Below are 23705 nucleotides of genomic sequence, written 5' to 3'. Positions count from 1 at the left end.
CCCCCGTCAAGCAGGGGCTCTCGATGATCAGGGCGACGCGGATTCCACGCGCAGCCCATACTCGCGCCCGGCATCCCGCAGCCAGCGCACGCAGTAGTCGGCGAAGCTGCGCCGCACCACCAGCTCGAAGCGTTCTTCGCTGGGACGCCGCAGCACCACGCTGGTCTTGGCGAAGACGGTGCCTACCGCCTTGCCCACCGGCAGCCCATGCTCGTGGACATCGTAGGTGACCGACTTCATCAGCAGCTCACGCGCCTTCTCGCCGGAGAGCTCCAGCAGGGTCTGGCCGCCGCCGACGTTGACGATGGCGAAGTGAGCATCCCCCAGCCGCGCGCGCAGCCGATTCTCCAGCTCGAACTCCTCGCCAGCGGGCACGATCACCAGCCACTCGTCCGGCGAGACCCACTGCACCGAACGGCTGCCCTCGGCGTCGAGCACCAGCCCCAGCGGCTTACCCGGCAGGCTCACGCCGAGCTCGGCACGCACCGCCTCGTCGAGAGTGATGGCACCGCCACGCAGCACCAGATGGCCGAGGAATGGCCGTTCGACCACTCGGATCTGCTCGGCGGCGCCACCTTCCTCGGTGACGCGGCCCTGTACCCGGCTCCACTGCAGCGGCGACTCGGGGGTGACACCCGCGTCGGTGCCCGGATGCGTGTCGAAAGTGGCAGCGTTGCCGACACTGGCTTCGGAATGGGCTTCAGACATTCTGGCGCTCTCCCTTGGGATCGATGAAGACGGTACTCACGACTTCGGCCTGGTGGACAGTGCCGTCGGACATCGGCAGATAGACGGTCTCGCCCATCCGGTTGCGTCCGCCCTTGAGCACCGCCAGCGCGAAGCCGCTCTCCAGTACCGGGCTGTAGTAGCTCGAGGTGACGTGACCCATCATGGTCATGGGGATCTTCTGCTCGGGGTCGAGCACGATCTGCGCCCCCTCCTCAAGGACCACCTTGGGGTCCTTGGGCTTGAGCCCCACCAGTTGCTTGCGATCCTCGCGGGCGGTGTCCGGACGCGTCAGCGCACGCTGGCCGATCCACGAGAACGGCTTGTCGTAACCCACCGCCCAGTGCATGCCCAGATCCTCCGGGGTCACCGAGCCGTCGGTGTCCTGACCGGCGATGATCAGTCCCTTCTCGGCACGCAGCACGTGCATGGTCTCGGTGCCGTAGGGGGTGAGGTCGTACTTCTCGCCGTGGGCGAAGAGCGCCTTCCACACGTGCATGGCGTAGTTGGCCTGGACGTTGATCTCGAACGCCAGCTCACCGGTGAAGGAGATACGGAACACCCGCGCGGGGACGCCGGCGACCTTGCCCTCCTTCCAGTCCATGAACTTGAACTGCTCACGGTCGAGGTCGATATCGGTCACTTCCGACATCAGCTTGCGCGCGTCCGGACCGGTCACGGTCATGGTCGCCCAGTGATCGGTGACCGAGTTGAAGTAGACCTGCAGTTCCGGCCATTCCGTCTGATGCCACAGCTCCAGCCACTCCAGCACGCCGGCGGCGCCGCCAGTGGTGGTGGTCATCAGGAAGTGATTTTCGGCCAGGCAGCTGGTGGTACCGTCGTCCATCAGCATGCCGTCGTCTTTGCACATCAGCCCGTAGCGTACGCGCCCCGGTGCCAGCTTGGCCCATTTGTTGGTGTAGACCCGGCCCAGGAACTCACGCGCATCCGGCCCCTGGATGTCGATCTTGCCCAGGGTCGAGGCGTCGAGGATACCCACACCGCGGCGCACCGCGAGGCACTCGCGCGCCACCGCCTCATGCATCGTCTCCAGACGATCTTGACCGTCGGCGCGACGTTTCTGTGGAAAGTACCAGGGGCGCTTCCACTGGCCGACGTCCTCGAACTCGGCGCCGTTCTCCACGTGCCACTGATGCAGCGCGGTATAGCGCTCGGGATCGAACAGATCGCGGCAGTGGCGACCGACGATGGCACCGAAGCTGACCGGGGTGTAGTTGGGACGGAAGACCGTGGTCCCCACCTCGGGAATCGAACGATTGAGACAGCGCGCCGCGATCGCCATGCCGTTGATGTTGCCAAGCTTGCCCTGGTCGGTACCGAAACCCAGCGCGGTGTAGCGCTTGACGTGTTCGATCGACTCGAAGCCCTCGCGGGTCGCCAGCTCCACTGCTGCCGCGGTGACATCGTTCTGCAGATCGACGAACTGCTTGGGCGCGCGCAGCGGCGGCTTCTCGTGGGGCACCTGATAGAACGCGCTGGTCGGCGACTCGTGGCGCACCTCGACGTCGGGGACGGCGATCGCCGCCGCCGCTTCGAAGCCCGCCCTGCGGGCCGCCTCGGCACCGGCACCGGCACCGTCGGCCAGGGCCTCGCCGAGGGCGTAGATACCGTGGGCGCCGCCGGCGACATGCATCCCCTTGACCTCACCGGGCACGAAGCCGAGCAGGTCGTCGCGCCATTGCGGGCGCTTGCCGGTGTGCGATGCCAGGTGAACCACCGGGCTGTAACCGCCGGAGCTGGCGATGGTATCGCACTCGAGCGTCTCGACCTTGCCGGTCACCACGAAGCGTTCGGTGTCGATCGCCACCACCTTGGCACCGCTGACGCGCTGGTTGCCGGTGGCTTCCATCACGGCGCTGCCGGTGATGATACGGATACCGGCGTCGCGGGCCTGCTTGACCAGATCGCCGTCCGGCTTGGCGCGCGAATCGACCACCGCGGCGACCTCGCGGCCGGCCTCCTGCCAGTCCAGCGCCGCGCGGTAGGCGTGATCGTTGTTGGTGGAGAGGACCAGTCGCTGCCCCGGCACCACGCCAAAGCGACGGATATAGACGGAGACAGCCCCGGCCACCAGGTTGCCGGGCACGTCGTTGTTGGCATAGACCAGCGGGCGTTCGTGGCTGCCGCTGGCCAGCACTACGCGGCCGGCACGCACCCGGTGCAACCGCGCGCGCACTTCGCCCTCGCGCCCGGCAGCGGCGGCGGTATCGGCGAGGTGCTCGGTACGCCGCTCGTGCAGGGTGACGAAGTTGTGATCGTGATAGCCGTTGGCGGTGGTCCGCGGCAGCAGTGTGACGTTATCCAGGCCGGCGAGCTCGGCCACCACCTGTTCGGCCCAGGCGCTGGCAGGAGCGCCGTCGATCGATTCGCGGCTATCGAGCAGCGAACCGCCCATCTCTTCCTGTTCGTCGCACAGGATCACCCGCGCACCGGCTCGGGCGGCGGAGAGCGCGGCGGCAAGCCCCGCAGGGCCGGAACCGATCACCAGCACGTCGCAGTGCTGATTGAAGTGGTCGTAGATGTCCGGGTCGGCTTCGGCGGGCGCGCGGCCGAGGCCGGCCCCCTTGCGGATGAACTTCTCGTAGGTCATCCACATCGAGGCCGGGGCCATGAACGTCTTGTAGTAGAAGCCCGGCGGCATGAAGCCGCCACCCAGTTTGCCGACCCAGCCCATCACGTCGCGCTGCACGCTGGGCCAACCGTTGGTGCCCCGCGCCACCAGGCCGTCATACAGCGCCTGCTGGGTGGCACGCACGTTGGGCACCTGGGCGGCCTCGCTGGCGCCGAGCTGAACGATGGCGTTGGGCTCTTCCGGCCCGGCGGCGGTGATCCCGCGCGGACGCGAGTACTTGAAGCTGCGGTTGACGATATCCACCCCATTGGCCAGCAGCGCGGAAGCCAGGGTGTCCCCGGCGAAGCCCATGTATTGCTGGCCGTTGAAGGTGAACGACAGCCGCCGCGAGCGGTCGATGCGCCCGCCCTGATTGAGACGATTGGACTGGGTCATGACGGCGTCTCCTCGTTGAGCCGGCTATTCTCGGGACGCGCGCCCACGGTCTGCCAGCCGCCGTCGGCGGTCTGCACGCCCTGCTCGCGGCGGACCTCGGCGTTGGCGGCGGTGATGCTCGGCTGCTCGCCCATGCGATAGGTCTCGAGAATCTCGTAGCTCGCGGTGTCGCGAGTGATATTGAAGAACTTGCGACAGCCCAGCCGGTGCACCCACATCTCGTGGTGGATGCCGCGCGGGTTGTCACGGAAGAACAGGTAGTCCCCCCACTCGTCGTCGCTCACGCTGGCGGGGTCGGCCGGACGAACGAGGTGTGCCTGACCGCTGGGATGGAACTCCTCTTCCTCGCGGTACTCCTGGCAGTAGGGACAGAAGATATGAAACATGGTGTGCTCTCCTCAGTGCGCCACGCCAGCGGCGCCGTGTTCATCGATCAAGGCGCCGGTATTGAACCGGTCGATGGAGAACGGCGCCGCGATGGGGTGCATTTCCCCTTTTGCCAGACTGGCTGCGAAAACGTGTCCGGAGCCGGGGGTGGCCTTGAAGCCGCCGGTGCCCCAGCCGCAGTTGAAATAGAGTCCCTTGACCTGGGTCTTGGACAGGATCGGGCAGGCGTCGGGGCAGGTATCGACGATGCCGCCCCACTGCCGGTTCATGCGTACCCGCGAGAACATCGGGAACATCTCGACGATCGCCTGCAGGGTATGCTCGATGGTGGGGAAGCTGCCGCGCTGCCCGTAGCCGAGATAGCCGTCGATCCCCGCGCCGATCACCAGATCGCCCTTGTCGGACTGGCTGACATAGCCGTGCACGTGGTTGGACATGGTGACGGTGTTGAGAATCGGCTTGAGCGGCTCGGAGACCAGCGCCTGCAGTGGATGCGACTCCAGCGGCAGCTTGAGCCCGGCCATCTTGGCCAGCACGCCGGAGTTGCCCGCGGCCACGCAACCCACGGTATGCGCTTCGATATCGCCGCGGTTGGTATGCACGCCGTAGACCTGGCCGTCACGGATCTTGAAGCCGGTTACCTCGGTGTTCTGCAGCAGATCGACGCCCAGGGCATCGGCGCCGCGGGCGAAGCCCCAGGCCACGGCGTCGTGACGCGCGACCCCGGCACTTTTCTGCCACGACGCGCCCATGATCGGGTAACGCGCGCTCCTGGAGATGTCCAGCGCCGGCTCGATCTCCTTGATCTGTTCGGGCGTCACCACCTCGCTGTCGATGCCGTTGAGGCGGTTGGCGTTGACCCGGCGCTGCACGTCACGCATGTCCTGCAGGGTGTGCGCCAGGTTGAGCACGCCGCGCTGCGAGAACATCACGTTGTAGTTGAGATCCTGCGACAGCCCCTTCCACAGATCGAGGGAGTGGTTGTAGAGCTGCGCCGCCTCGTCCCACAGATAGTTGGAGCGCACGATGGTGGTGTTGCGCGCGGTATTGCCGCCGCCCAGCCAGCCCTTCTCGATCACCGCCACATTGGTGACGCCGAACTCCTTGGCGAGGTAGTAGGCCGTCGCCAGACCATGGCCGCCCCCGCCGACGATGATCACGTCGTAGCGCTTCTTGGGGGTGGGGTTACGCCAGTGGCGCTCCCAGTTCTCGTGATGACTGAGCGCGTGCTTGACCAGGCTGAAACCGGAATAACGTTGCATGGGGACCCTCTCTACGTCGCTCGTCGCCTTGGCGACACGCGGTCGGCGTGCGGTGATTTTCCGCGATGGTATCGTCCACCTAGAGGGGCATGATGCGCTGCGACGTCACGATTGGGCGTGTTTGCGACATGACATTGCGATTCGCGACAGAGCCCACCCCTCTCGCTCGGGAGGACGGCCGAACGACGTGACGTAGAGAGAGGAGATAGGGACTATCCGGCGACCCGGGCTTGCGCAGGGTCACCGACGATCTCCGGCATGACCTCCAGGCGGCTCGCCGGATCCTCGGGCGGGACGTCGATCCAGTCGAAGAGACGCGCGATCATCGTGGGAACGTCCTGGCGCATCATGATCAGGCGCGGGTGGAAGGCAGCCGCCAGCGGGTCCCAGTCGAAGCAGCCCATGATGATGTCGTTCACGTCATGCCCCCCCAGGCGCAACCAGCGGACGATACCTTCCAGCGAGATCGTGGAATTGACGAACATCGCGGCGGGCAACCGGCCCTCACGACCGACGTAAGCCTCGAGTGCTGCCTGGGCCTTCTCGGCGGCATAATCACAGGTGACGATATCCGTGGGCGCCGTGGCCAGACCGCGCCTCTCACGGGCCTGGCGGAAGCCTTCGATACGTTCCCGGGTGTTGTGATCCTCGGCTCGCCCCCCGATGAACAGCACGCGCGCCGCGTCGGCTCGCCGCGCTTCGAGCCGGTCGAGCAGCGCATCCGTCAGCCGGCACGCACCCTCGCGATTGGCGGAGATGACCGACGGCGCGGCCGTGCCGGGCAGGTCGAGGTTGAGGCTGGCGATCCCCGCAGCACCGCACATTTCGGCGATGGCGTCCGGGTCCGTTGCCCCGGTACAGATCAGATGTTCGACGCGGTAGGCCAGCATCATCCTGGCCGCCTCGCGCTCCTGCGCCGGATCGCGATTGGTGCAGGAAACGATGGTGAAAATGCCTCGCCGGCGCGCCTCCGCTTCGAATACCTGGGCAATCGAACTGAAATAGCGGTTGTCGTAGAGCGGCAGGATCATGCCGAGAATGCCGGAACGATCGCGGCGCAGCGCCCGCGCCTGCATGTTGGTCGAGTATCCCTCGCGCTCGGCCAACTCGAGGATTCGCTTGGCCAGCTTGCGGCTGATCCGACGCCGCTGCCACGTACCGTTCAAGACGGCGCTGACGGTACTCGGCGAGGAGTTCGCCAGTTTGGCGAGATCATAGATCGTCAACTTTCTGGATTGCTCGCTCGACACTTGGGCCCTCCCCTTCGGTAGATCAAAAGTCGCATTGACCCGGACGGTGCAGAAACGAATAGTTGCACAACCGATTGCGCATTCATAACCGACTTTGGTCAAGACCCCTCGACCGGGCTGCGCTATCGGACCACCAACGACGGGGAACCGATCATGAAACGCAACTTCTATCTCGCCGCGACCGTTATCGCGGGCGTCATCGGCAGTGCCAGCGTGGCGCAGGCTCAAGACAAACCCACCATTGCGGTCGTGGCCAAGGTCGGCGGGATTCCCTGGTTCAACGCCATGGAGCAAGGCATCGAGGAGATGGGCGACGAGCTCGGCGTCGATGCCTACATGATCGGCCCCACCAGCGCCGACCCCGCGCTGCAGGTGCGCGCGGTGGAGGATCTCATCGCTCGCGGCGTGGATGTCATCGGTGTGGTCCCCAATGATCGCGAAGTGCTGGAGCCGGTGCTCAAGAAGGCCCGCGACCAGGGCATCATCGTCCTAACGCATGAAAGTCCAGACTCCGAGAACATCGACTACGACTTCGAGATGATCTCCGCCCAGCAGTTGGGTGAAGAGCACGCCAAGCTGCTCGCCGACACCACCGGCTGCGAAGGTTCCTATGCCGTCTACGTCGGCGGACTCAACGTGCCGGCCCACAACGCCTGGGCCGATGCCGCCATTCAATGGCTCGATCAGAACTGTCCGGACATGAAGCAGGCCGCCGATCGCTTCGGTGTCGCCGAGAGCGTCGACGACAGCCGCAATACCACCCTGGATCTGATTCGCGCCCATCCGGACCTGGCCGGCATCATGTCCTTCGGCAGCCAGGGCACCATCGGTGCGGCACGAGCCGTCAAGGAGCGCGGCCTGGCCGGGGACATCAAGGTCATGGGCCTGTTCTCCCCCGGACAGGGGCGCCGCCTGGTCCACGAGGGCGTCATTACCGGCGGCTTCCAGTGGAGCCCGCTGGAAGCCGGCAAAGCCTTCGTCGCGCTCGGCGACAGACTCTACGAAGGTGGCGAGATCGCCGATGGCGACGACCTGCCGGTACTGGGCAAGGTGCGCCTCGACGGTCATACCCTGTTCGCCTCCAAGCCGCTGGAGCTGAACGAGGAGACGGTCGATCAACTGGCCGAACTCGGCCTTTGAAGCGCTTCGACCGCCATCGCCGCGCGATACCCGCGCGGCCTTTATTCATCTTGCCTTCCGGGAGAGACAGCGATGGATGACATCGCACTGCGGGCGGAGCGTGTCAGCAAGGTATTCGGCCAGAGTCGGGTACTCGATGACGTCTCCTTCGAGCTTCGTCGTGGCGAGGTGCTCTGCCTCGCCGGCGAGAACGGTTGCGGCAAGAGCACGCTGATCAAGATACTCAACGGCGTCTACACACCGGAAGCGGGGGCGACCTTCTCGTTCGGCAATGCCACCGCCGTGAGCCGTATCACCCCTCACGACGCCCGCGCGCTCGGGATCCATGTCATCTGGCAGGATCTGGCCCTGTTCCCGCACCTGAGCGTTGCCGAGAACATCGTCTTCGACGATTACGTGGCCAGCCCTTTTCGACCGCTCTCCCGCCGAGCCGCCCGCAGCGAGGCGCGTGAGGTGATCGAACGACTCGGGGTCCCCCTCGACCCCGATGCCCGGGTCGAGGATCTCTCCATCGCGCGACGTCAGTTGGTGGCGATCTGCCGGGTCCTGCGCGCCGGTGCTCGAATCGTGTTCATGGACGAGCCCACGGCTTCGCTGACCCGCAACGAAGTGCAGACCCTGCTGGAAATCACCCGCTCGCTCTCGGCGCAGGGAATCTCCATCGTCTTCGTCAGTCACCGGCTGTCGGAGGTGCTGGCGGTCTGCCAGCGAGTGACCGTGCTGCGCAACGGTGCCCTGGTCGGGACCTATTCCACCGAGGGCATGACCCAGACCCGGCTGTCGCAATTGATGACCGGCCGCGAGCTGACACTCACTCCGCGCCAAGCCGCCGGCGCGGGCGAGCCGGTACTCGAAGTGCGCAATCTGAGCCGCACCGGCGAGTTCGAGGAGGTTTCGCTGACGCTGCATCGCGGCGAGATACTGGGTCTCACCGGGCTGCTGGGTGCGGGACGGACGGAGCTGGCCCAAGTTCTGTTCGGTATGAATCGCCCCACCGGCGGCGAGCTGCTCAAGAACGGCAAGCCGCTGACGCTGCGCTCCAATCGGGACGCGATCCGCAACGGCATCGCCTACGTCTCCGAGGACCGCCTGCATCTGGGGCTGGTCCAGAACCAGTCGATCAACATGAATACTGCCGTGACGGTACTGGACGAACTGGAGAAGCCAAGGGGCTTCCTCTCCCCGCGACGTCTTCGCGAGCTGACCGCCGAGTGGATCCAGCGTCTCGGCACCAAGGTCAGCGACGCCGAACTCGCGGTCTCTTCCCTCTCCGGGGGCAACCAGCAGCGGATCGTGCTGGCCAAGTGGCTGGCGACCAAGCCCGATGTGCTGATTCTCGACTGCCCCACGGTGGGCGTCGATGTCGGCGCCAAGGCGGGCATCTTCGAGATCATTCGCCAACTGGCCGACGAGGGCATGTCGATCATCCTCATCTCGGACGAGGCCGGCGAAATCTGGATGAATTCGGACCGCGTCGTGGTCCTCAAGGCGGGCCGAATCAGCCGCGAGCTCACGCCGAACGCCACCACCGAGGCATCCCTCGAGGAGATCATCAATGCGTAGACTGCACCTCGGCACCGAGGGCGTGCTGGCCGCGATCATCGTCGCGCTCTGTCTCGTCCTGGGTGTGACCACGGATACCTTTCTGACGACGCAGAATCTGTTCGACCTGCTCAACAACCAATCCGTGAACATGATCTTCGCCGTCGGGCTGGTGGTGGTACTCATCGCCGGAGGCATCGACATCTCGTTCGCGGTGGCGGCCTCGGTGGTGCAGTACGTGGTCATGACGCTACTGCTGGATCACCTGGGCGGCGGCAACTGGCTGCTTGGCATCCTCCTGTCGATGGCCGTGGGGAGCCTGCTCGGGTTGGTGAATGCCTTCCTGATTCACCGTTTCCGTATCGTCTCGATCATCGTCACCATCGGCACCTTCAACCTCTACTTCGGCCTGCTGATGGTCTTCACCGGCGGCGTGTCGATCTACGACATCCCCGACTGGCTCTACTATTCGGTCCCGCTGGTCGACCTGCCCGCCTCGCGAGGCAGCGCGACGCTCTATCTCCCCGTGGCGGTGATGGTGGTGATGAGCCTCGCCACCGGATTCATCCTCACCCGGACCGGGTTCGGCCGTGCCATCTACGGCTTCGGCTCCAGCCCGGAAGCGGCCAGGCGCTCAGGGGTGCGGGTGGGAATGATCCACGCCTTCGCCTACGGTTGGCTGGGTCTCTGCGCCGGTGTCGCCGGGCTGATGCAGGCCCACATCGTGCAGGAAGTGGTCCCCAACGCGCTGATCGGCCAGGAGCTGCCGATTCTCGCGGCCGTGGTCCTCGGCGGTGCGACGCTCGGTGGCGGACGCGGCTCGGTGACCGGGGCGCTGCTCGGCGTGCTGCTGCTGGCCGTGGTGCAGAACGGGCTCAATCTCCTTGGCGTGACACCTTATGCATTCCGCATGATCGTCGGCTTCATCATTCTTGCCGCGATCACCTGCAGCAATCTCGACAAGCTGCTGCCCCGTCGCCCGATTTCCCAGGAGGCACGCTCATGAGTTCCGTATCCGCCCCTCGTCACGCCTTCCGTTTCGGCGCCGACACGCTCGAGATCGGGATCATGGCGCTGCTGCTCGTGGCGAGCTTCTCATTCTTCGCCCTGATGGCGCCGGGCTTTCTGAGCGCGGTCAATGTGCGCTCGATGGCCGTACAGCTTCCGGAGCTCGGTCTGCTCTCCCTGGCAATGCTCGTGCCGATCATCTCCGGCGGTCTCAACCTCGCGGTGACCTTCACCGCCAATATCGCGGGGCTGACCACCGCCTGGCTGGTGCAGAATGCCCTCGGCGACGCTGGCGTGCTCGGCATCGTCGCGGGTATCGGCGCCGGTCTCGCCGTCGGCAGTGCAGCCGGCTTGCTGATCGGCGTCATCGTCGCGCGCGTTGGCGCCCATCCGATTCTGGTCTCGCTGGGAGCGATGATCTTCCTCCAGGGGCTGGGTGAGTTCCTGACCCGTGGCGGCGGCATCTCCGGCATGCCGGCCGGTTTTCAATGGCTCGGCAGCGGCACCCTGATCGGTATCCCCATCCCGATGCTGATCTTCCTGCTGACCGCCGGCGGGCTCGCCTACTTCATGCAGTTCACGCGCACCGGGTTCTCGATCCATATGATCGGTTCCAACCTGCGTGCCACCGAGTACTCGGGTATCGATGTGCGCCGCGTGCTGATCGTGCTCTACACACTCTCCGGGTTGCTGGCCGCGATCGCCGGCATGGTGATGCTGGCACGGTTCAACTCTGTCCGCGTGGGCCATGGCGAGAGCTACCTGCTGATCACGGTACTGGCCTGTTTCCTCGCCGGTGCCAATCCGTTCGGCGGCTTCGGGCGCGTGCTGCCACTGGTGCTCGGGTTGATGAGCCTTCAGGTGATCGCCTCGGGCATGAACCTGATGGGCGCCAGCCAGCATCTCGCCACCGCCGTCTGGGGCGCGTTCCTGATCGTCGTGATGACGCTGCGCATGCCCTTTCTCAAACGCTCATGAACAGGTCAACCATGTCCCATACCGTTTATTCACTGGGCGTCGACATCGGCACCGGCAGCGCCCGCGTCGGGGTCTTCGATGATCGCGGCGAACTGCTGGGCGAGGCGAAGGCACCGATCGCCATTCATCGTCCTCTCGAACACCATGTCGAGCAGAGCACCACCGATATCTGGCGAGCCGTCTGCGACGCCACCCGCCGCGCGGTCCAGCAGGCGGACATCGAGCCGGCCCAGGTCAAGGGCATGTCGGTCAGCGCGACCTGTTCGCTGGCGCTGCTCGACCGTCAGCATGAGCCGTTGGCGCTATCGCCGGGCGACGAGTCCTGGAACATCATCGTCTGGATGGATCATCGGGCGACGGCCGAGGCGTCGATCTGTACCGCGACCCAGGCTGCACCACTGGCCAATCTCGGCGGAGTGATGTCGCCGGAGATGCAGATGCCCAAGCTGATGTGGCTCAAGCGCAACCGACCGGAACTCTACGACAGCATCGGTTACGCCGGTGACCTCGGCGACTGGCTGGGCTATCACTGCACCGGCATCGATCGCCGTTCGGTCTGCACACTGGCCTGCAAATGGACCTTCGATCCGCGCCCGAACCGCGGCTGGGATCGGGAATTCCTCGCCCAGATCGACATGACGGACGTCCTCGAACGCGCGTCGCTGCCTGATCGCGCCGCCGCCGTGGGCGAGCCGCTGGGGCAATTGAGCGAAAAGGCTGCGGCCGAGCTCGGACTCACCACCGACTGTCTTTTTGCCGTGGGCATGATCGACGCCTATGCCGGCGCCATGGGTACGCTGGGGCGCAGCCTCGACGCGCACTCGGCGCATCGGCTGGCGGTGATTGCCGGCACCTCGACCTGTCATATCGGTGCCCAGCCGGAACGTCGCGAAGTTCCCGGCGTATGGGGCCCCTATCCGGGCGCCCTGTGCGACGGATTCGTCGCCAACGAGGGCGGCCAGAGCCTGACCGGTGCCCTGCTGGACCATATCGTCGACCTGTTCCGCGCGGGTAGCGAGTTTGGCGACGATCCCCACGGCGCCCTCTCGGAACTGCTGCTGGCGCGGCTTGCCGAAGGCGATCCGGCACCGGACCTTCACGTTCGCCCGGATTTCATCGGCAATCGTTCACCGCTGGCTGACCCCGACATTCGTGGCGCCATCGTCGGCCTCACGCTGGAATCCCCCACGGAGACCTTCATCAAGGTGTACTGGGCCGCCGCGACGGCGCTGGTCTACGGAACGCGGGCGATCATCGAGCGCATGAACGCCAATGGTTACGCCATCGACACGCTCCACCTCAGCGGCGGCCACAACCGTTCCCCCCTGCTGCGCAAGCTCTACGCCGATGGCACCGGCTGCCGCGTGGTGCTGTCGGAGGCACCGGAGCCCGTGCTGCTGGGGGCCGCCGTGGCCGCCATGGCGCCGTGGCGTGATGGCGATCTGCTGGCCGTGGCCCGTGCACTCGCGCCTGGCGAGGGCGTACTCGAGCCCGATACGGCAGCGCGTGACATGCACGAGAAGCGCTATGCCGCGTTTCGCGAGCTGTTCGATGGACGCCTGGATTGAGCGTACCGCGAGGCAGTCCGGTCCGGTGGCGGCGATCAGCCCATCGCCGCCACCGGCTTGCGGCGATGGCAATCGTCGGCGTGGTCGTTGACCATGCCGACGGCCTGCATCCAGGCATAGACGATGACCGGACCGACGAACTTGAACCCACGCTTCTTGAGCGCCTTGGAAATCTCCAGGGATAGCGGCGTCTGAGTGGGGACCGGGCCATCGCGTTCGAAGTCCCGCTGGACCGGCCGGCCGCCGACCATGCCCCACAGGAACTCGGAGAAATCCTCGCCGTTGTCCTGCATGGCGAGGTAGGCCCGGGCGTTGCCGAGGGTCGCCTCGATCTTGGATCGGGAACGGATGATGCCGGCGTTGCCCATCAGACGCTCGATGTCATGCTCGTCATAGTCGGCGATCCTGACGGGATCGAAGCCCTCGAAGGCCTCACGGAAGGCGTCACGCTTCTTGAGGATGGTCAGCCAGGAGAGCCCCGCCTGGAAGCCATCGAGGATCAACTTTTCCCACAGCGCGCGACTGTCGTACTCCGGTACGCCCCACTCCTCGTCGTGGTATTCGGCATTCAGTGGATGCGTCTGCGCCCAGGCGCAGCGCGGCAGATTCGGGGTCGGCTCTGTCATCATCGGTCTCGGTCGGGTTCCTGTCGGATGATCGTCATGACTCGATTCTGCTGCCTTTCGCTGGCCCAGCCAAACGAAAAAGAGCCGGCGATGCCCCATGGCATCGCCGGCTCTTCTGACAGCGCCCCGGAACCGGCGCTACTCGTGGCTCGTGGCTCGTGGCTCGTGGCTCGTGGCTCGTGGCTCGTGGCTATTTGAGCGTTCCATGCGGATCGATGACGAATTTCTTCGCCGCGCCGCCGTCGAAGTCGGCGTACCCCTGGGGCGCCTCGTCGAGCGAGATGGTCTGCACGTTCACCGCCTTGCCGATCTGTACCCTGTCGTGAAGGATCGCCTGCATCAGCTGGCGCTGATAGCGCATGGCCGGCGTCTGGCCGGTGTGGAACGACATCGCCTTGGCCCAGCCGAGACCGAACTTCATCGAGATATTGCCGTGCTTGGCGTCTTCGCTCTCGGCGCCCGGGTCTTCGGTGACGTAGAGTCCTGGAATGCCGACCCGGCCACCGGCCTGGGTGATCTCCATGGTGGCGTTGAGCACGGTGGCCGGCTGCTCATGAGAATGGTTGTGGCCATGGCAGTTGGCCTCGAATCCCACCGCATCGACCGCCGCATCGACCTCCGGCACGCCGAGGACCGATTCGATCAGCTCCGACATGCTGGCATCCTGCTTCAGGTCGAGCCCGACGCAACCGAAGCTGCGCGCCTGATCGAGGCGCTTGTCGTTCATGTCGCCGACGATGACGCAGGCCGCACCCAGCAGTTGGGCGGAGACGGCGGCGGCCAGCCCTACCGGACCCGCACCGGCGATATAGACCGTCGACCCGGGCTGGACACCGGCGGTCACGCAGCCATGGAAGCCGGTGGGAAAGATGTCCGAGAGCATGGTGAGATCGAGGATCTTCTCCATCGCCTGCTCCTTGTCGGGAAAGACGAGCAGTTGGAAGTCGGCATAGGGCACCATCACGTACTCGGCCTGACCGCCGACCCAACCGCCCATATCGACATAGCCGTAGGCGCCACCGGCGCGATCACCGTTGACGTGCAGGCAGATATGGGTATCGCCGCGCTTGCAGTTGCGGCAGCGGCCGCAGGCCACGTTGAACGGTACCGAGACGATGTCGCCCTTCTTGATGAACTCGACATCGCGGCCGCACTCGATCACCTCGCCGGTGATCTCGTGGCCAAGCACCAGCCCTTCCGGCGCGGTGGTACGGCCACGCACCATGTGCTGGTCGCTGCCGCAGATGTTGGTGGTCAATATCTTGAGAATGACGCCGTGGTGACACTGGCGACTGCCGAGCGCCAGTTCGGGGAAGGGAATACTCTCGACGGCGACCTTGCCGGCACCGCGAAAGACGACGCCTCGGTTGGCGGATGAAGACATGGCGTGGACTCCTGGGTCTGATCTCGGAATGCCTTGTGTCGTGCCGCTCTGGCGACGACATCGCATGAAGGCGCGAGACCAGACTAGGAGTTACATCGACGTCGAAACGGTCTCTTCACGCCATCGAATGACGCCGCGACGACAGTCGTCAGGTCCAAAGGTCTAACACTTGCAGCGCTTTGCTCGTGGCTCGTGGCTCGTGGCTCGTGGCTCGTGGCTCAGAAATCGATGACGACTTTTCCTCGCGGCTTCGAACAGCACGACAGGATGAAACCTTCCGCTTCGTCCTCCTCGGTAATGCCGCCGTTATGCTCCATCTCGACCTCGCCCTCCAGCTTCATGACCCGGCAAGTGCCGCAGATGCCCATCCCGCAGGCCTTGGGAATATGCAGCCCAAGCTTGGCGGCAGCCGAGTGGATGGTATCGTTTTCACTGACACGGATACTCTTGCCACTGCCGGTGAATTCGACCGGTATCAGCGTCGCCGTATCGACTTCCTCGGCATCGGCCTCGGCCTGCTCGGCGAGTTCCAGCACATCCTCCTGAACGCTCAACGGCGTCGCGCCGAAGGACTCCTGGTGGTAGCTCGACATGTCGAAGCCATCTTCCTGCAGCACTTGGCGCACCGCCTGCATGAAGGGTGCCGGCCCGCAGCAGAACACTTCCCTTTCGAGATAGTCCGGTGCCATCAGCGTCAGCATCTGCCTCGTCAGATAGCCCCGAAAGCCGGACCAGGCCTGGCTGAGCTCGTCGCTGCGCTCGCAGACGATATGCAGGCGGAACTCCGGCAGCCGCGAGAACATGTGGACCAGTTCACGGTGGTAGATGATGTCGTTGGGCGCCTGGGCACAGTGGATGAATTCGAGATCCACGGCAGCATTGGTATCGAAGAACCAGCGCGTCATCGACATCAGCGGCGTGATGCCGACACCGCCGGAGAGCATCAGCACTTTCTCCGCCGGATGATCGATGACGTTGAAATCGCCGACCGGCCCGTGAACCACCATCGGGTCACCGATCTTGAGATTGTCGTGCAACCAGTTGGAGACCTGCCCCCCCGGCAGCCGCTTGACGGTGATCGAGAAGCTATAGGGGATCGAGGGGGAACTGGAAATCGTGTAGGAACGCATCACCGGCTGACCGGCGATCTCTAGCTCCAGCGTGACGAACTGTCCCGGCTTGAAGAAGAACATCACCGGCTGGTCGGCCATAAAACAGAACGTTCGTACGTTCCAGGTTTCCTGAATCACCTTGACGCAACGTACCTGATGTCGGCCGTTGGTCCAGGTTTGGGTATTGACCGGATTGAAGAATTCCATCGTCACCGCACTCGATCGGGGAAATGGCCAGGGCGAGAATGCCAATCCGCTCAGCCGCTTCCGGTGAATTACCGTCCTCAGCGGATTCTGCGCACGCCGACGCGGACCGACTTGCCTATCAACGACACGGGCATGTCAACCACCCCCAGCCACCGTCAAAACGGCGCTACCGGCACGAAAAATGACGCACGGTGACAGCCGCGCGACGTCATCGCCGACCCAGTATCAACGTGTGACGCCCCGGTGATCATTTGTTCTTGGCGGTCGGCCTGGCATCGACGAGTGTCGCGGCTGGATAATTTCATCGCCAGCACCTGAGCGACACTCGCCGAAAGTCAGACCGACAGCTTAAAATCGGCACCGCCACAGCCATTCCACCCGGTCGTTCCCGCGGTCATGTTCGGGAAGACCCACACCTGTTATCGATGAGGATGCGACCATGTCACCACTTCCACGCGACAGTCTGGAGGGTTCACTTGCCGAGACTCGCGCCGCCGTAGCGGAAATGCTGGACCAGCGTGACCCGACGTTCTCGCTGCCCCAGCCGTTCTACAACGACTCGCGACTGTTCGCGCTGGACATGGAGGAAGTGTTCGAGAAGCAGTGGCTCTTCGCCGGCATGAGCTGCGAGATCCCCGCCAAGGGCAACTTCTTCAAGATCGAGATCGGCAGCAACTCGATCATCGTGGTGCGTGGTGCCGAGAATCGAATCCAGGCGTTCCATAATGTCTGCCGCCATCGTGGCTCGCGACTATGTCTGAAGGACAAGGGCAAGGTCGCCAAGCTGGTCTGCCCCTATCACCAGTGGACCTACGAGCTCGACGGCCGGCTGCTGTTCGCAGGCAGCGACATGGGTGCCGATTTCGACATGAGCGCCTACGGTCTCAAGCCCGTGGCAGTGAAGAGCGCCGGCGGCTTCGTGTTCGTCAACCTGAGCGAGAACCCGGAGCCGATCGACGACTTCCTGGTATCGCTGGAACACTACCTGTCGCCCTACGACATGGACAACGTCAAGGTCGCGGTGGAGTCGAACATCGTCGAACGCGCCAACTGGAAGCTGGTGCTCGAGAACAATCGCGAGTGCTATCACTGCAACGGCGCCCATCCCGAACTGCTCAACTCGCTGATCGAGTTCGACGATACCGACGACCCCCGTTCCACCGGCGAGTACCGTGACCTGGTCGCCCGCAAGCAGGCCGACTGGACCGCCTGCGAGGTACCGTGGCAGCTCGCCCGGTTCGGCAAGCGCAATCGCCTCACCCGCACGCCACTGATCGACGGCATCGTCTCGATGACCATGGATGGCAAGCCAGGCTGCAACAAACTGATGGGCCATATACCCAATGCGGATATGGGCTCGCTGCGTATCCTGCACCTGCCCAATTCGTGGAACCACTTCATGGGCGATCACGCGGTGGTGTTCCGGGTGCTGCCACTCGGCCCTCAGGAGACCCTGGTCACCACCAAGTGGCTGGTGCACAAGGATGCCGTGGAAGGCGTCGACTACGACCCCGAACGTCTCCGCCAGGTCTGGGACGCCACCAATGATCAGGACCGCCGCCTGGCCGAGGAGAACCAGCTCGGCATCAATTCACGCGCCTATCAGCCAGGACCCTACTCCAAGACCTACGAGTTCGGCGTGATCGATTTCGTCAACTGGTACAGCGAGACGCTGCGGGCCAATCTCGGCGTCGAGACATCGCCTCAGTTGCAGGTCGCCTCGCAGTAGTCGCGGCACCACTGGACAGCGCGCAATCCACGCTTTCCCGGTCACCCCCCATGAAAAAGGCGCCTCCCCAGGGAGGCGCCTTTTTGCTGATGGCGATGATATCCGCGAACTAGAACTCCACCGTTGCCGACAGCTTGAACGTCCGCGGTTCGCCCTGGATCAGATAGCCGGCAAAGGCCGTGGAAGCGCCGGCCCAGTAATCCTCGTCGGTGACGTTGTCGATACCGGCACGCCATACCCAGTCCGCGCCACCGATCGGCATGGTGTAGCGCATGCCAAGGTCAAGTCGCGTCCACGGGTCCAATTCGAGATTATTGGCGGTATCGGCATACTGCGAACCGGTATGAATGACGCGGCCAGTCGCAGTGAGGCGATCGACATGTGGCACATCCCACTCGCTGCCCAGCACGAAGCGATACTCGGGCACGCCTGTCGCATCATTACCCTCGGTGCCGTCCTGGGTCTTGGTCAGTTCGGCATCGATCCAAGTCGCGCTGCTGAACAGGCGCAGACCATCGAGGGGTTCGCCGTAGAGGCTGAGCTCCAGGCCCCGGTTGCGCTGCTCGTTATCGAGGTTGCCGACACCATCGACCACGGCTGCCGTCGGAAGCTTGATCTGAAACAGACTGATGCCGCCGCCTACGTTGCCATAATCGAACTTGGTCCCCACTTCATACTGCTTGGCGTGGGCGATGCCCAGATACTCGCCATAGTTCGAGGCCGTGGTATCGGTGACAGTGCCACCATCCTGCAGCGCTTCGACATAGTTGGCGTAGAGCGAAATATTGGGATTCGCCTTGAAGACAATGCCCACCGCCGGAGTCACTCGGCGGTCGGCATAACGATTATTACCGCCATCATTGGGACGCTCGTCGACTTCCAGCTCCTGATAGCGGGCACCAAGGGTCAACAACACCCGATCATTCAGGAAACCGAGCGTATCACTCAGGGTGACACCCTGAGACCGGGTTCGCGTCACGCTGCCTCCCACAAAAGGATCGCCTTCTGGTCGCGACAAATCCTGGGGATCGTAGATATTGGTCGTGCCCGCCGCCAAGAAGCTCCAGTCTGAATCGAATTTGCGGTAAGCGCTGGAGTAGCCAAGCGTCACATCGTGGCTCACAGGCCCGGTGACGACATAACCGCGGATCCCGGCCTGACTGGCAAAGTTATCGATGTGATTGCCGGTCTCGAAATCGTTGACGGTCGCGTTTCCACTGTCATCGGTCAGGCTTGGGTTCGCCGAGACGATATTCTCGATCGTCCGGTTACCGCCAACCGCGGCAAAAGCGGTCCAATCATTGTTCAGGTCGTACTCCCCTCGCACCATACCGAAATTGGTCTCGAGCTCGGAGCCCCCGAAGGCGGGCGTGTAGTTCGAGGAGGCGTCCGGCACGGAGGGCACTTCCGTCGCCGCCCCGGTGTAGATACTCGAGCGGCCACCCTCCAGCGTCGATTTCTGATGACCAAAATCGAACAGCACGCGTCCACGCTCGCCACGGTAGTCGAGGCCGACGACGACCGATGTGTCGCGCTGGCTCTCATCATCGATGGCGGTATCGCCTCGGCCACGGACCGCACTGACGCGCGCGCCCCACTGCTGCTGGTCACCGAAGCGCCGGCTGGCGTCGACACCCACGTCACCGTAGCTGTCGGAACGATAGCCGCTGGAGAGCTTGAGCATCGGCTCGTTGCCGGCGTGCTTGGGCTCGATATTGACGGTGCCGCCGATGCCACCGTTGCCACCGATGGGGATACCGGAGGTGAAGGCACTGGCACCCTTGAACACCTCGATCCGTTCGGCAATGTCGCTGTTGATGAGCTGGCGGGGCAGCACGCCGTAAAGGCCACCGTAGGCCACGTCGTCGCCGGTCAGGTTGAAGCCGCGAATCTTGAAGGCTTCACCGTAGATGCCGTACCCCTGGCCCACGCTGACAGAAGCGTCGTTCTGTAGCGTATCGCCCAGGGTTTGCGACTGCTGATTCTCGATCAATTCGCTGGTGTAGCTGGTCACGCTGAAGGGGATGTCCATCGCATCCTTTTCACCCAGCAGGCCGACACGCCCACCTGCGGCGATCTGGCCACCGGCAAAAGCCGGCGGGGGCGTATCGCCATAGGTCGGCGCAGTGCTCGTCACCGTTACCGTGTTCAACGCCTGCGTGTCGCCGTTGCTCTGAGCCCAGGCCGTTGACGCCAGTGGTACAGCGCTGATGGTTACGAGCGTCACCAGGCGACAGGCCTGGCGACAATTTCCCGAAGAAGAGTTCCCTGATGTCATGTTGTTGAACCTGTTTTGGCCTGACGACAGAAGCAGTGGACCGAGAGCCGGTGGAACGCGCGTCGGTCTGAGGAAAAGAGATATTCCGCGGCATTCTATACGCACATCGGCAAAATGAAAATGAGAACGCTTCTTATGTGTACAAGAATCTCGAATCGCAAGCCCCGTTCTTTATTGATAACGATTGTCATTCGATCTACCATCACCGCCCGTAGCCGCATCCTCCGGCGCCGCGTTGCTGTCCGGATGAGCGCCGTGCCACTTTTCCCGTCGCCAGGAAACCGTCACTTTGCCGCGTGTTCGCTCTTTTCCCGCTCTCCTCGCACTTGCGGTTGCCGTGCTGCTGGGGATGAGCACCGCGCCGGCGGACGCCGATTCGAAGCCGCCGCGAATCGCGGCCGCCAACTGGACCGTCGTCGAGACCCTCGTCGCCCTGGGGGTCGAACCCTACGCGGTGTCGGACATCCCCAACTACAACGCCTGGGTCAAGGCACCGGCGATCCCCGATTCGACGCTGGACATGGGTCTGCGCAACGAGCCCAACCTCGAACTGCTGGCCCAGGATCCCCCCGACCTGCTGCTGACGAGCGCCCTGTTCTCTCGCGACAACGCCCGTCTGGAGCGTCTGATGCCGGTGAGGATGATCGACAACTTCTACACCGACCGGCCCTATTACGAGGCGACGCTGGCGATGACTCGCGAGATCGCGAGACTGACCGGCCGGCAGCCGCAGGCCGAGGCCCTGATCGCCGAAACCGACGCCGTTCTCGCACACGCCGCTCGGGCCCTGCGAGGAGCGAAGACGCCCCTCTATCTAGTGCAGTTCAGCGATGCGCAGCACGTCCGCGTGTTCGGCCAGGGTAATATGGTGGGCACACTGTTCTCCCGCACCGGCCTCACCAATGCCTGGACCGGTCCGACCAACGCCTGGGGCTACGCCAGCATCCCGATCGATCGGCTGGCGGAGAGGCCAGAGGCGCGCATCGTCGTCATCAAGCCTTATCCCAGAGGCGTGGAAGAGGCCCTGGGCGACAATCAGATCTGGCAGCACCTGCCGGCGGTCCGCGCGGGGCGGGTGAGCTTCATCGACCCCGTCTGGCCTTACGGGGGGCTGATTTCACTGCAGCGCTTGGCCCGTTCGCTGGTCGATGTCGCCACCCAGCCCCCCACCGCCGATACGTCTCTCGTCTCTTCCGTCGAGGGTCAGGCGCCATGACGCTTCGCACGCGCTCCCCCGCCTGGTTCGCCCTCGCCCTGCTGCTACTGGCGGTCGGCCTGGCAGCCGCGACCCTGCATACCCGGTTCGGCGATCTTTCCGGGTTCTGGTGGCAATCCATCGTTGCCCCCGACGATGACCAGATCCGTCAGATCGTGATGCACTACACCTTCGTGCCGAGGCTGCTGGTCGCGCTGCTGGGCGGCGCGGCCCTGGCCCTGGCGGGTTGCCTGATGCAGCAGGTGTTACGCAATCCGCTGGCGTCGCCGGCGACGCTTGGCGTCACCAGCGGTGCGCAACTGGCGCTGGTCGTCGCGACGCTGTGGGCGCCGAGCTGGATGCTGGCGGGGAAGGAGTGGATCGCCCTGGCCGGCGGCACCGTGGCGATGCTGCTGGTTTTCGCGCTCTCCTGGAAGCGACGCCTGGCGCCGATGGTGGTGGTACTCTCCGGGATGGTGGTCAGCCTCTATTTCAGCGCGATCAACAGTGCACTGCTGCTGTTTCACCAGGAGAGCCTGTCGGGGCTGTTCATCTGGGGGTCGGGAGCGCTGGCCCAGGATAGCTGGCACGACACCCGTTTCCTGCTGCTGCGCCTGGGTATCGTGGTGGTGGTGGCACTGCTGCTGCTGCTGCGGCCGCTGGCGCTGCTCGATCTCGAGGAGGACGGCGCCAAGAGCCTCGGCATCTCGCTGCGCAAGCTGCGTTTCGCCGGCCTGGGCCTGGGGATATTCATCACCGCCTGCGTGGTCAGCGCCATCGGCCTGATCGGTTTCATCGGCCTCGCATCGCCGGCCATCGCAAGGCTCTCCGGCGCCCGCACGCTGTCCCAACGGCTCGTCTGGTCGATGATTCTGGGGGCTCTTCTGCTCGCGGTGACGGATCTCGCCGTTCAGCAGCTATCTCCGTTCACTGCTTCGTTACTGCCGACCGGCGCCATGACGGCGGCGCTAGGCGCCCCGCTGCTGCTGTGGCTTTTGCCGCGCCTGCGGGTCGGTGGATCACGGCCCGCGCCCAGCACGGGGCTGACCATGCCACGCCTGGCACGGCCACACCTCCGCCTGTGGGCGCTGGCGGGCTTGACGGTCGTTGCCTGCGCGCTGGCGCTGCTTGTCGGCTTCATGCTCGACAGCCACACCCTCTATCCCAGTGTGGCAGGCACGGGTGACCTGTCGCTCATCGTCGACTGGCGGTTGCCGCGAGTGGCCACGGCCGCAGCGGCGGGGCTGATGCTGGCCATCGCCGGCACCCTGCTGCAGCGGATGACCGGCAACCCCATGGCCAGTCCCGAGGTCCTCGGCATCAGTGCCGGCGTCGCGATCGGCGTGATCGCGCTGATGCTGCTGCCGCTCGGCATCGCGCCACTGAGCGGTTCGGTCATGGGCTTCAGCGGGGCCACGGTAGCGCTACTGGTCCTGATCGTCTGCAACCGCCGCAGTGGCTTCGCACCGGAGCGGCTACTGCTGACCGGCATCGCCATCTCGTCGCTGCTGGACGCCATGCGCGCCATCGTGCTGGCCAGCGAGGATCCAAGGGCGCAGCAGTTGCTCTCGTGGCTGGGTGGGTCGACCTACTATGCCAGCCTGACATCGAGCGGCTGGATCGTGGCAATCGCCATCCTCCTGCTGGCGCTGACGCTACCTCTGCAGCGCTGGTTGACACTGCTGCCATTGGGCGCGCCCACCGCCAAGGCGCTCGGCGTCGACGTGGATCGCAGCCGACTGGTGCTGTTGGCATTGGTCGCCCTGCTGACCGTCGCCGCGACCCTGGTGATCGGGCCACTCTCCTTCGTCGGCCTGATGGCCCCGCACATGGCGCGCCTGATGGGATTCCACGGCGCCAGGCATCAGATGCTCGGCGCCGGTCTGCTGGGTATGCTGGTCATGGTGACCGCCGACTGGCTGGGCAGGAATCTGTTTTTCCCCTATCAACTGCCGGCGGGCCTGATCGCCGCGTTGATCGGCGGCGTCTACTTCATGTGGGGATTGCGCCGCCTCTAGCGCTGCTTCGGGAAGCAGCGATCAAGCAGCGCTAAAGGCCGGCAGCAGATGGCGCTCTATCGCCTCCCGCACCGATGGCAACATCACGTCGGTGTGCTGCATCAGATCGCGGATGGCGGGCTCCAGCCCCTCGACGCCCCGCGCGCGATGACATCCCGCCGCCAGCCGCGCGCAGCTCTCCGGGCACGCCTCCTCGGGGATACGCACCCCCAGCGAGACCAGCCGTTGACGAAAGTCCTCGCCATCGATGAGATCGACGATCATCAT

At 64.6% G+C, this 23705-nt stretch carries 18 protein-coding genes; 8 read left to right on the top strand and 10 right to left on the bottom strand.

What is annotated here, in order from left to right; translation table 11 throughout:
• Positions 1-27: 27 nt before the first annotated feature.
• From DOM56_RS08805 to DOM56_RS08785, 5 genes are all read right to left on the bottom strand, one after another.
• Positions 28-708: a sarcosine oxidase subunit gamma family protein gene (locus DOM56_RS08805; RefSeq protein WP_110708413.1), complete on the bottom strand. Its 681-nt coding sequence runs from the start codon at positions 706-708 to the stop codon at positions 28-30.
• Positions 701-3754, bottom strand: a complete 3054-nt coding sequence (locus DOM56_RS08800; RefSeq protein WP_110708412.1) for a sarcosine oxidase subunit alpha family protein — start codon at positions 3752-3754, stop codon at positions 701-703. The genes DOM56_RS08805 and DOM56_RS08800 overlap by 8 nt, the downstream gene beginning before the upstream one ends.
• A complete protein-coding gene (locus DOM56_RS08795) occupies positions 3751-4140 on the bottom strand; it encodes a sarcosine oxidase subunit delta (RefSeq protein ID WP_110708411.1) in 390 nt (129 codons plus the stop codon). The genes DOM56_RS08800 and DOM56_RS08795 overlap by 4 nt, the downstream gene beginning before the upstream one ends.
• 12 nt (positions 4141-4152) lie before the next feature.
• Positions 4153-5403, bottom strand: a complete 1251-nt coding sequence (locus DOM56_RS08790) for a sarcosine oxidase subunit beta family protein (RefSeq protein WP_110708410.1) — start codon at positions 5401-5403, stop codon at positions 4153-4155.
• Positions 5404-5615: 212 nt separating this feature from the next.
• Positions 5616-6653 carry a substrate-binding domain-containing protein gene (locus DOM56_RS08785; protein ID WP_110708409.1) on the bottom strand — a complete coding sequence of 346 codons (1038 nt, stop codon included), beginning with the start codon at positions 6651-6653 and terminating at the stop codon, positions 5616-5618.
• Positions 6654-6806: 153 nt separating this feature from the next.
• Here DOM56_RS08785 and DOM56_RS08780 point away from each other — a divergent pair, with 153 nt between their 5' ends.
• The 5 genes from DOM56_RS08780 to DOM56_RS08760 all read left to right on the top strand — a co-directional run bounded on the left by DOM56_RS08780 (position 6807) and on the right by DOM56_RS08760 (position 12889).
• On the top strand, positions 6807-7793 hold the full coding sequence (locus DOM56_RS08780; protein WP_110708408.1) for a substrate-binding domain-containing protein: 987 nt from the start codon (positions 6807-6809) through the stop codon (positions 7791-7793).
• 72 nt (positions 7794-7865) lie between these two features.
• Positions 7866-9356, top strand: a complete 1491-nt coding sequence (locus DOM56_RS08775) for a sugar ABC transporter ATP-binding protein (protein WP_110708407.1) — start codon at positions 7866-7868, stop codon at positions 9354-9356.
• A complete protein-coding gene (locus tag DOM56_RS08770) occupies positions 9349-10341 on the top strand; it encodes an ABC transporter permease (RefSeq protein ID WP_110708406.1) in 993 nt (330 codons plus the stop codon). The genes DOM56_RS08775 and DOM56_RS08770 overlap by 8 nt, the downstream gene beginning before the upstream one ends.
• Complete coding sequence (locus DOM56_RS08765) at positions 10338-11321, top strand: ABC transporter permease (RefSeq protein ID WP_110708405.1); 984 nt, start codon at positions 10338-10340, stop codon at positions 11319-11321. The genes DOM56_RS08770 and DOM56_RS08765 overlap by 4 nt, the downstream gene beginning before the upstream one ends.
• Positions 11322-11332: 11 nt before the next feature.
• Positions 11333-12889 (top strand): FGGY family pentulose kinase, encoded by a 1557-nt coding sequence (locus DOM56_RS08760; RefSeq protein ID WP_110708404.1) that lies wholly within the window; start codon positions 11333-11335, stop codon positions 12887-12889.
• Positions 12890-12924: 35 nt separating this feature from the next.
• On the opposite strand, the gene DOM56_RS08755 is transcribed toward DOM56_RS08760, so the two are convergent.
• The 3 genes from DOM56_RS08755 to DOM56_RS08745 form a co-directional block, all read right to left on the bottom strand.
• A complete protein-coding gene (locus DOM56_RS08755; RefSeq protein WP_110708652.1) occupies positions 12925-13515 on the bottom strand; it encodes a DNA-3-methyladenine glycosylase I in 591 nt (196 codons plus the stop codon).
• Between the two features lie 190 nt (positions 13516-13705).
• Positions 13706-14899, bottom strand: coding sequence for a formaldehyde dehydrogenase, glutathione-independent (gene fdhA / locus DOM56_RS08750; RefSeq protein ID WP_110598401.1), 1194 nt, complete (start codon positions 14897-14899; stop codon positions 13706-13708).
• 218 nt (positions 14900-15117) lie between these two features.
• A complete protein-coding gene (locus DOM56_RS08745; RefSeq protein WP_110598402.1) occupies positions 15118-16224 on the bottom strand; it encodes a hybrid-cluster NAD(P)-dependent oxidoreductase in 1107 nt (368 codons plus the stop codon).
• Positions 16225-16657: 433 nt separating this feature from the next.
• Between DOM56_RS08745 and DOM56_RS08740 the strand changes: the two genes are divergently transcribed.
• The gene (locus DOM56_RS08740; protein ID WP_110708403.1) at positions 16658-17947 is read left to right on the top strand and encodes an aromatic ring-hydroxylating dioxygenase subunit alpha; all 1290 of its coding nucleotides are present in this window, start codon (positions 16658-16660) and stop codon (positions 17945-17947) included.
• Between the two features lie 109 nt (positions 17948-18056).
• Here the strand turns inward: DOM56_RS08740 and DOM56_RS08735 are convergent, their stop codons facing one another.
• On the bottom strand, positions 18057-20225 hold the full coding sequence (locus DOM56_RS08735; protein WP_110708402.1) for a TonB-dependent siderophore receptor: 2169 nt from the start codon (positions 20223-20225) through the stop codon (positions 18057-18059).
• 289 nt (positions 20226-20514) lie between these two features.
• On the opposite strand from DOM56_RS08735, the gene DOM56_RS08730 reads away from it, so the two are divergent.
• Together DOM56_RS08730 and fhuB are read left to right on the top strand one after the other, a co-directional pair.
• A complete protein-coding gene (locus DOM56_RS08730; RefSeq protein ID WP_110708401.1) occupies positions 20515-21441 on the top strand; it encodes an ABC transporter substrate-binding protein in 927 nt (308 codons plus the stop codon).
• Entirely contained in the window at positions 21438-23438 is a 2001-nt protein-coding gene (gene fhuB, locus DOM56_RS08725; RefSeq protein WP_110708400.1) for a Fe(3+)-hydroxamate ABC transporter permease FhuB, read from the top strand. The genes DOM56_RS08730 and fhuB overlap by 4 nt, the downstream gene beginning before the upstream one ends.
• Before the next feature lie 21 nt (positions 23439-23459).
• On the opposite strand, the gene DOM56_RS08720 is transcribed toward fhuB, so the two are convergent.
• Positions 23460-23705 carry a hypothetical protein gene (locus tag DOM56_RS08720; protein ID WP_110708399.1) on the bottom strand — a complete coding sequence of 82 codons (246 nt, stop codon included), beginning with the start codon at positions 23703-23705 and terminating at the stop codon, positions 23460-23462.

The organism is Salinicola sp. CR57, assembly GCF_003206585.1.
Classification (GTDB): Bacteria; Pseudomonadota; Gammaproteobacteria; order Pseudomonadales; family Halomonadaceae; genus Salinicola; species Salinicola lusitanus.
This window is presented reverse-complemented; position numbering and strand designations above follow the sequence as displayed.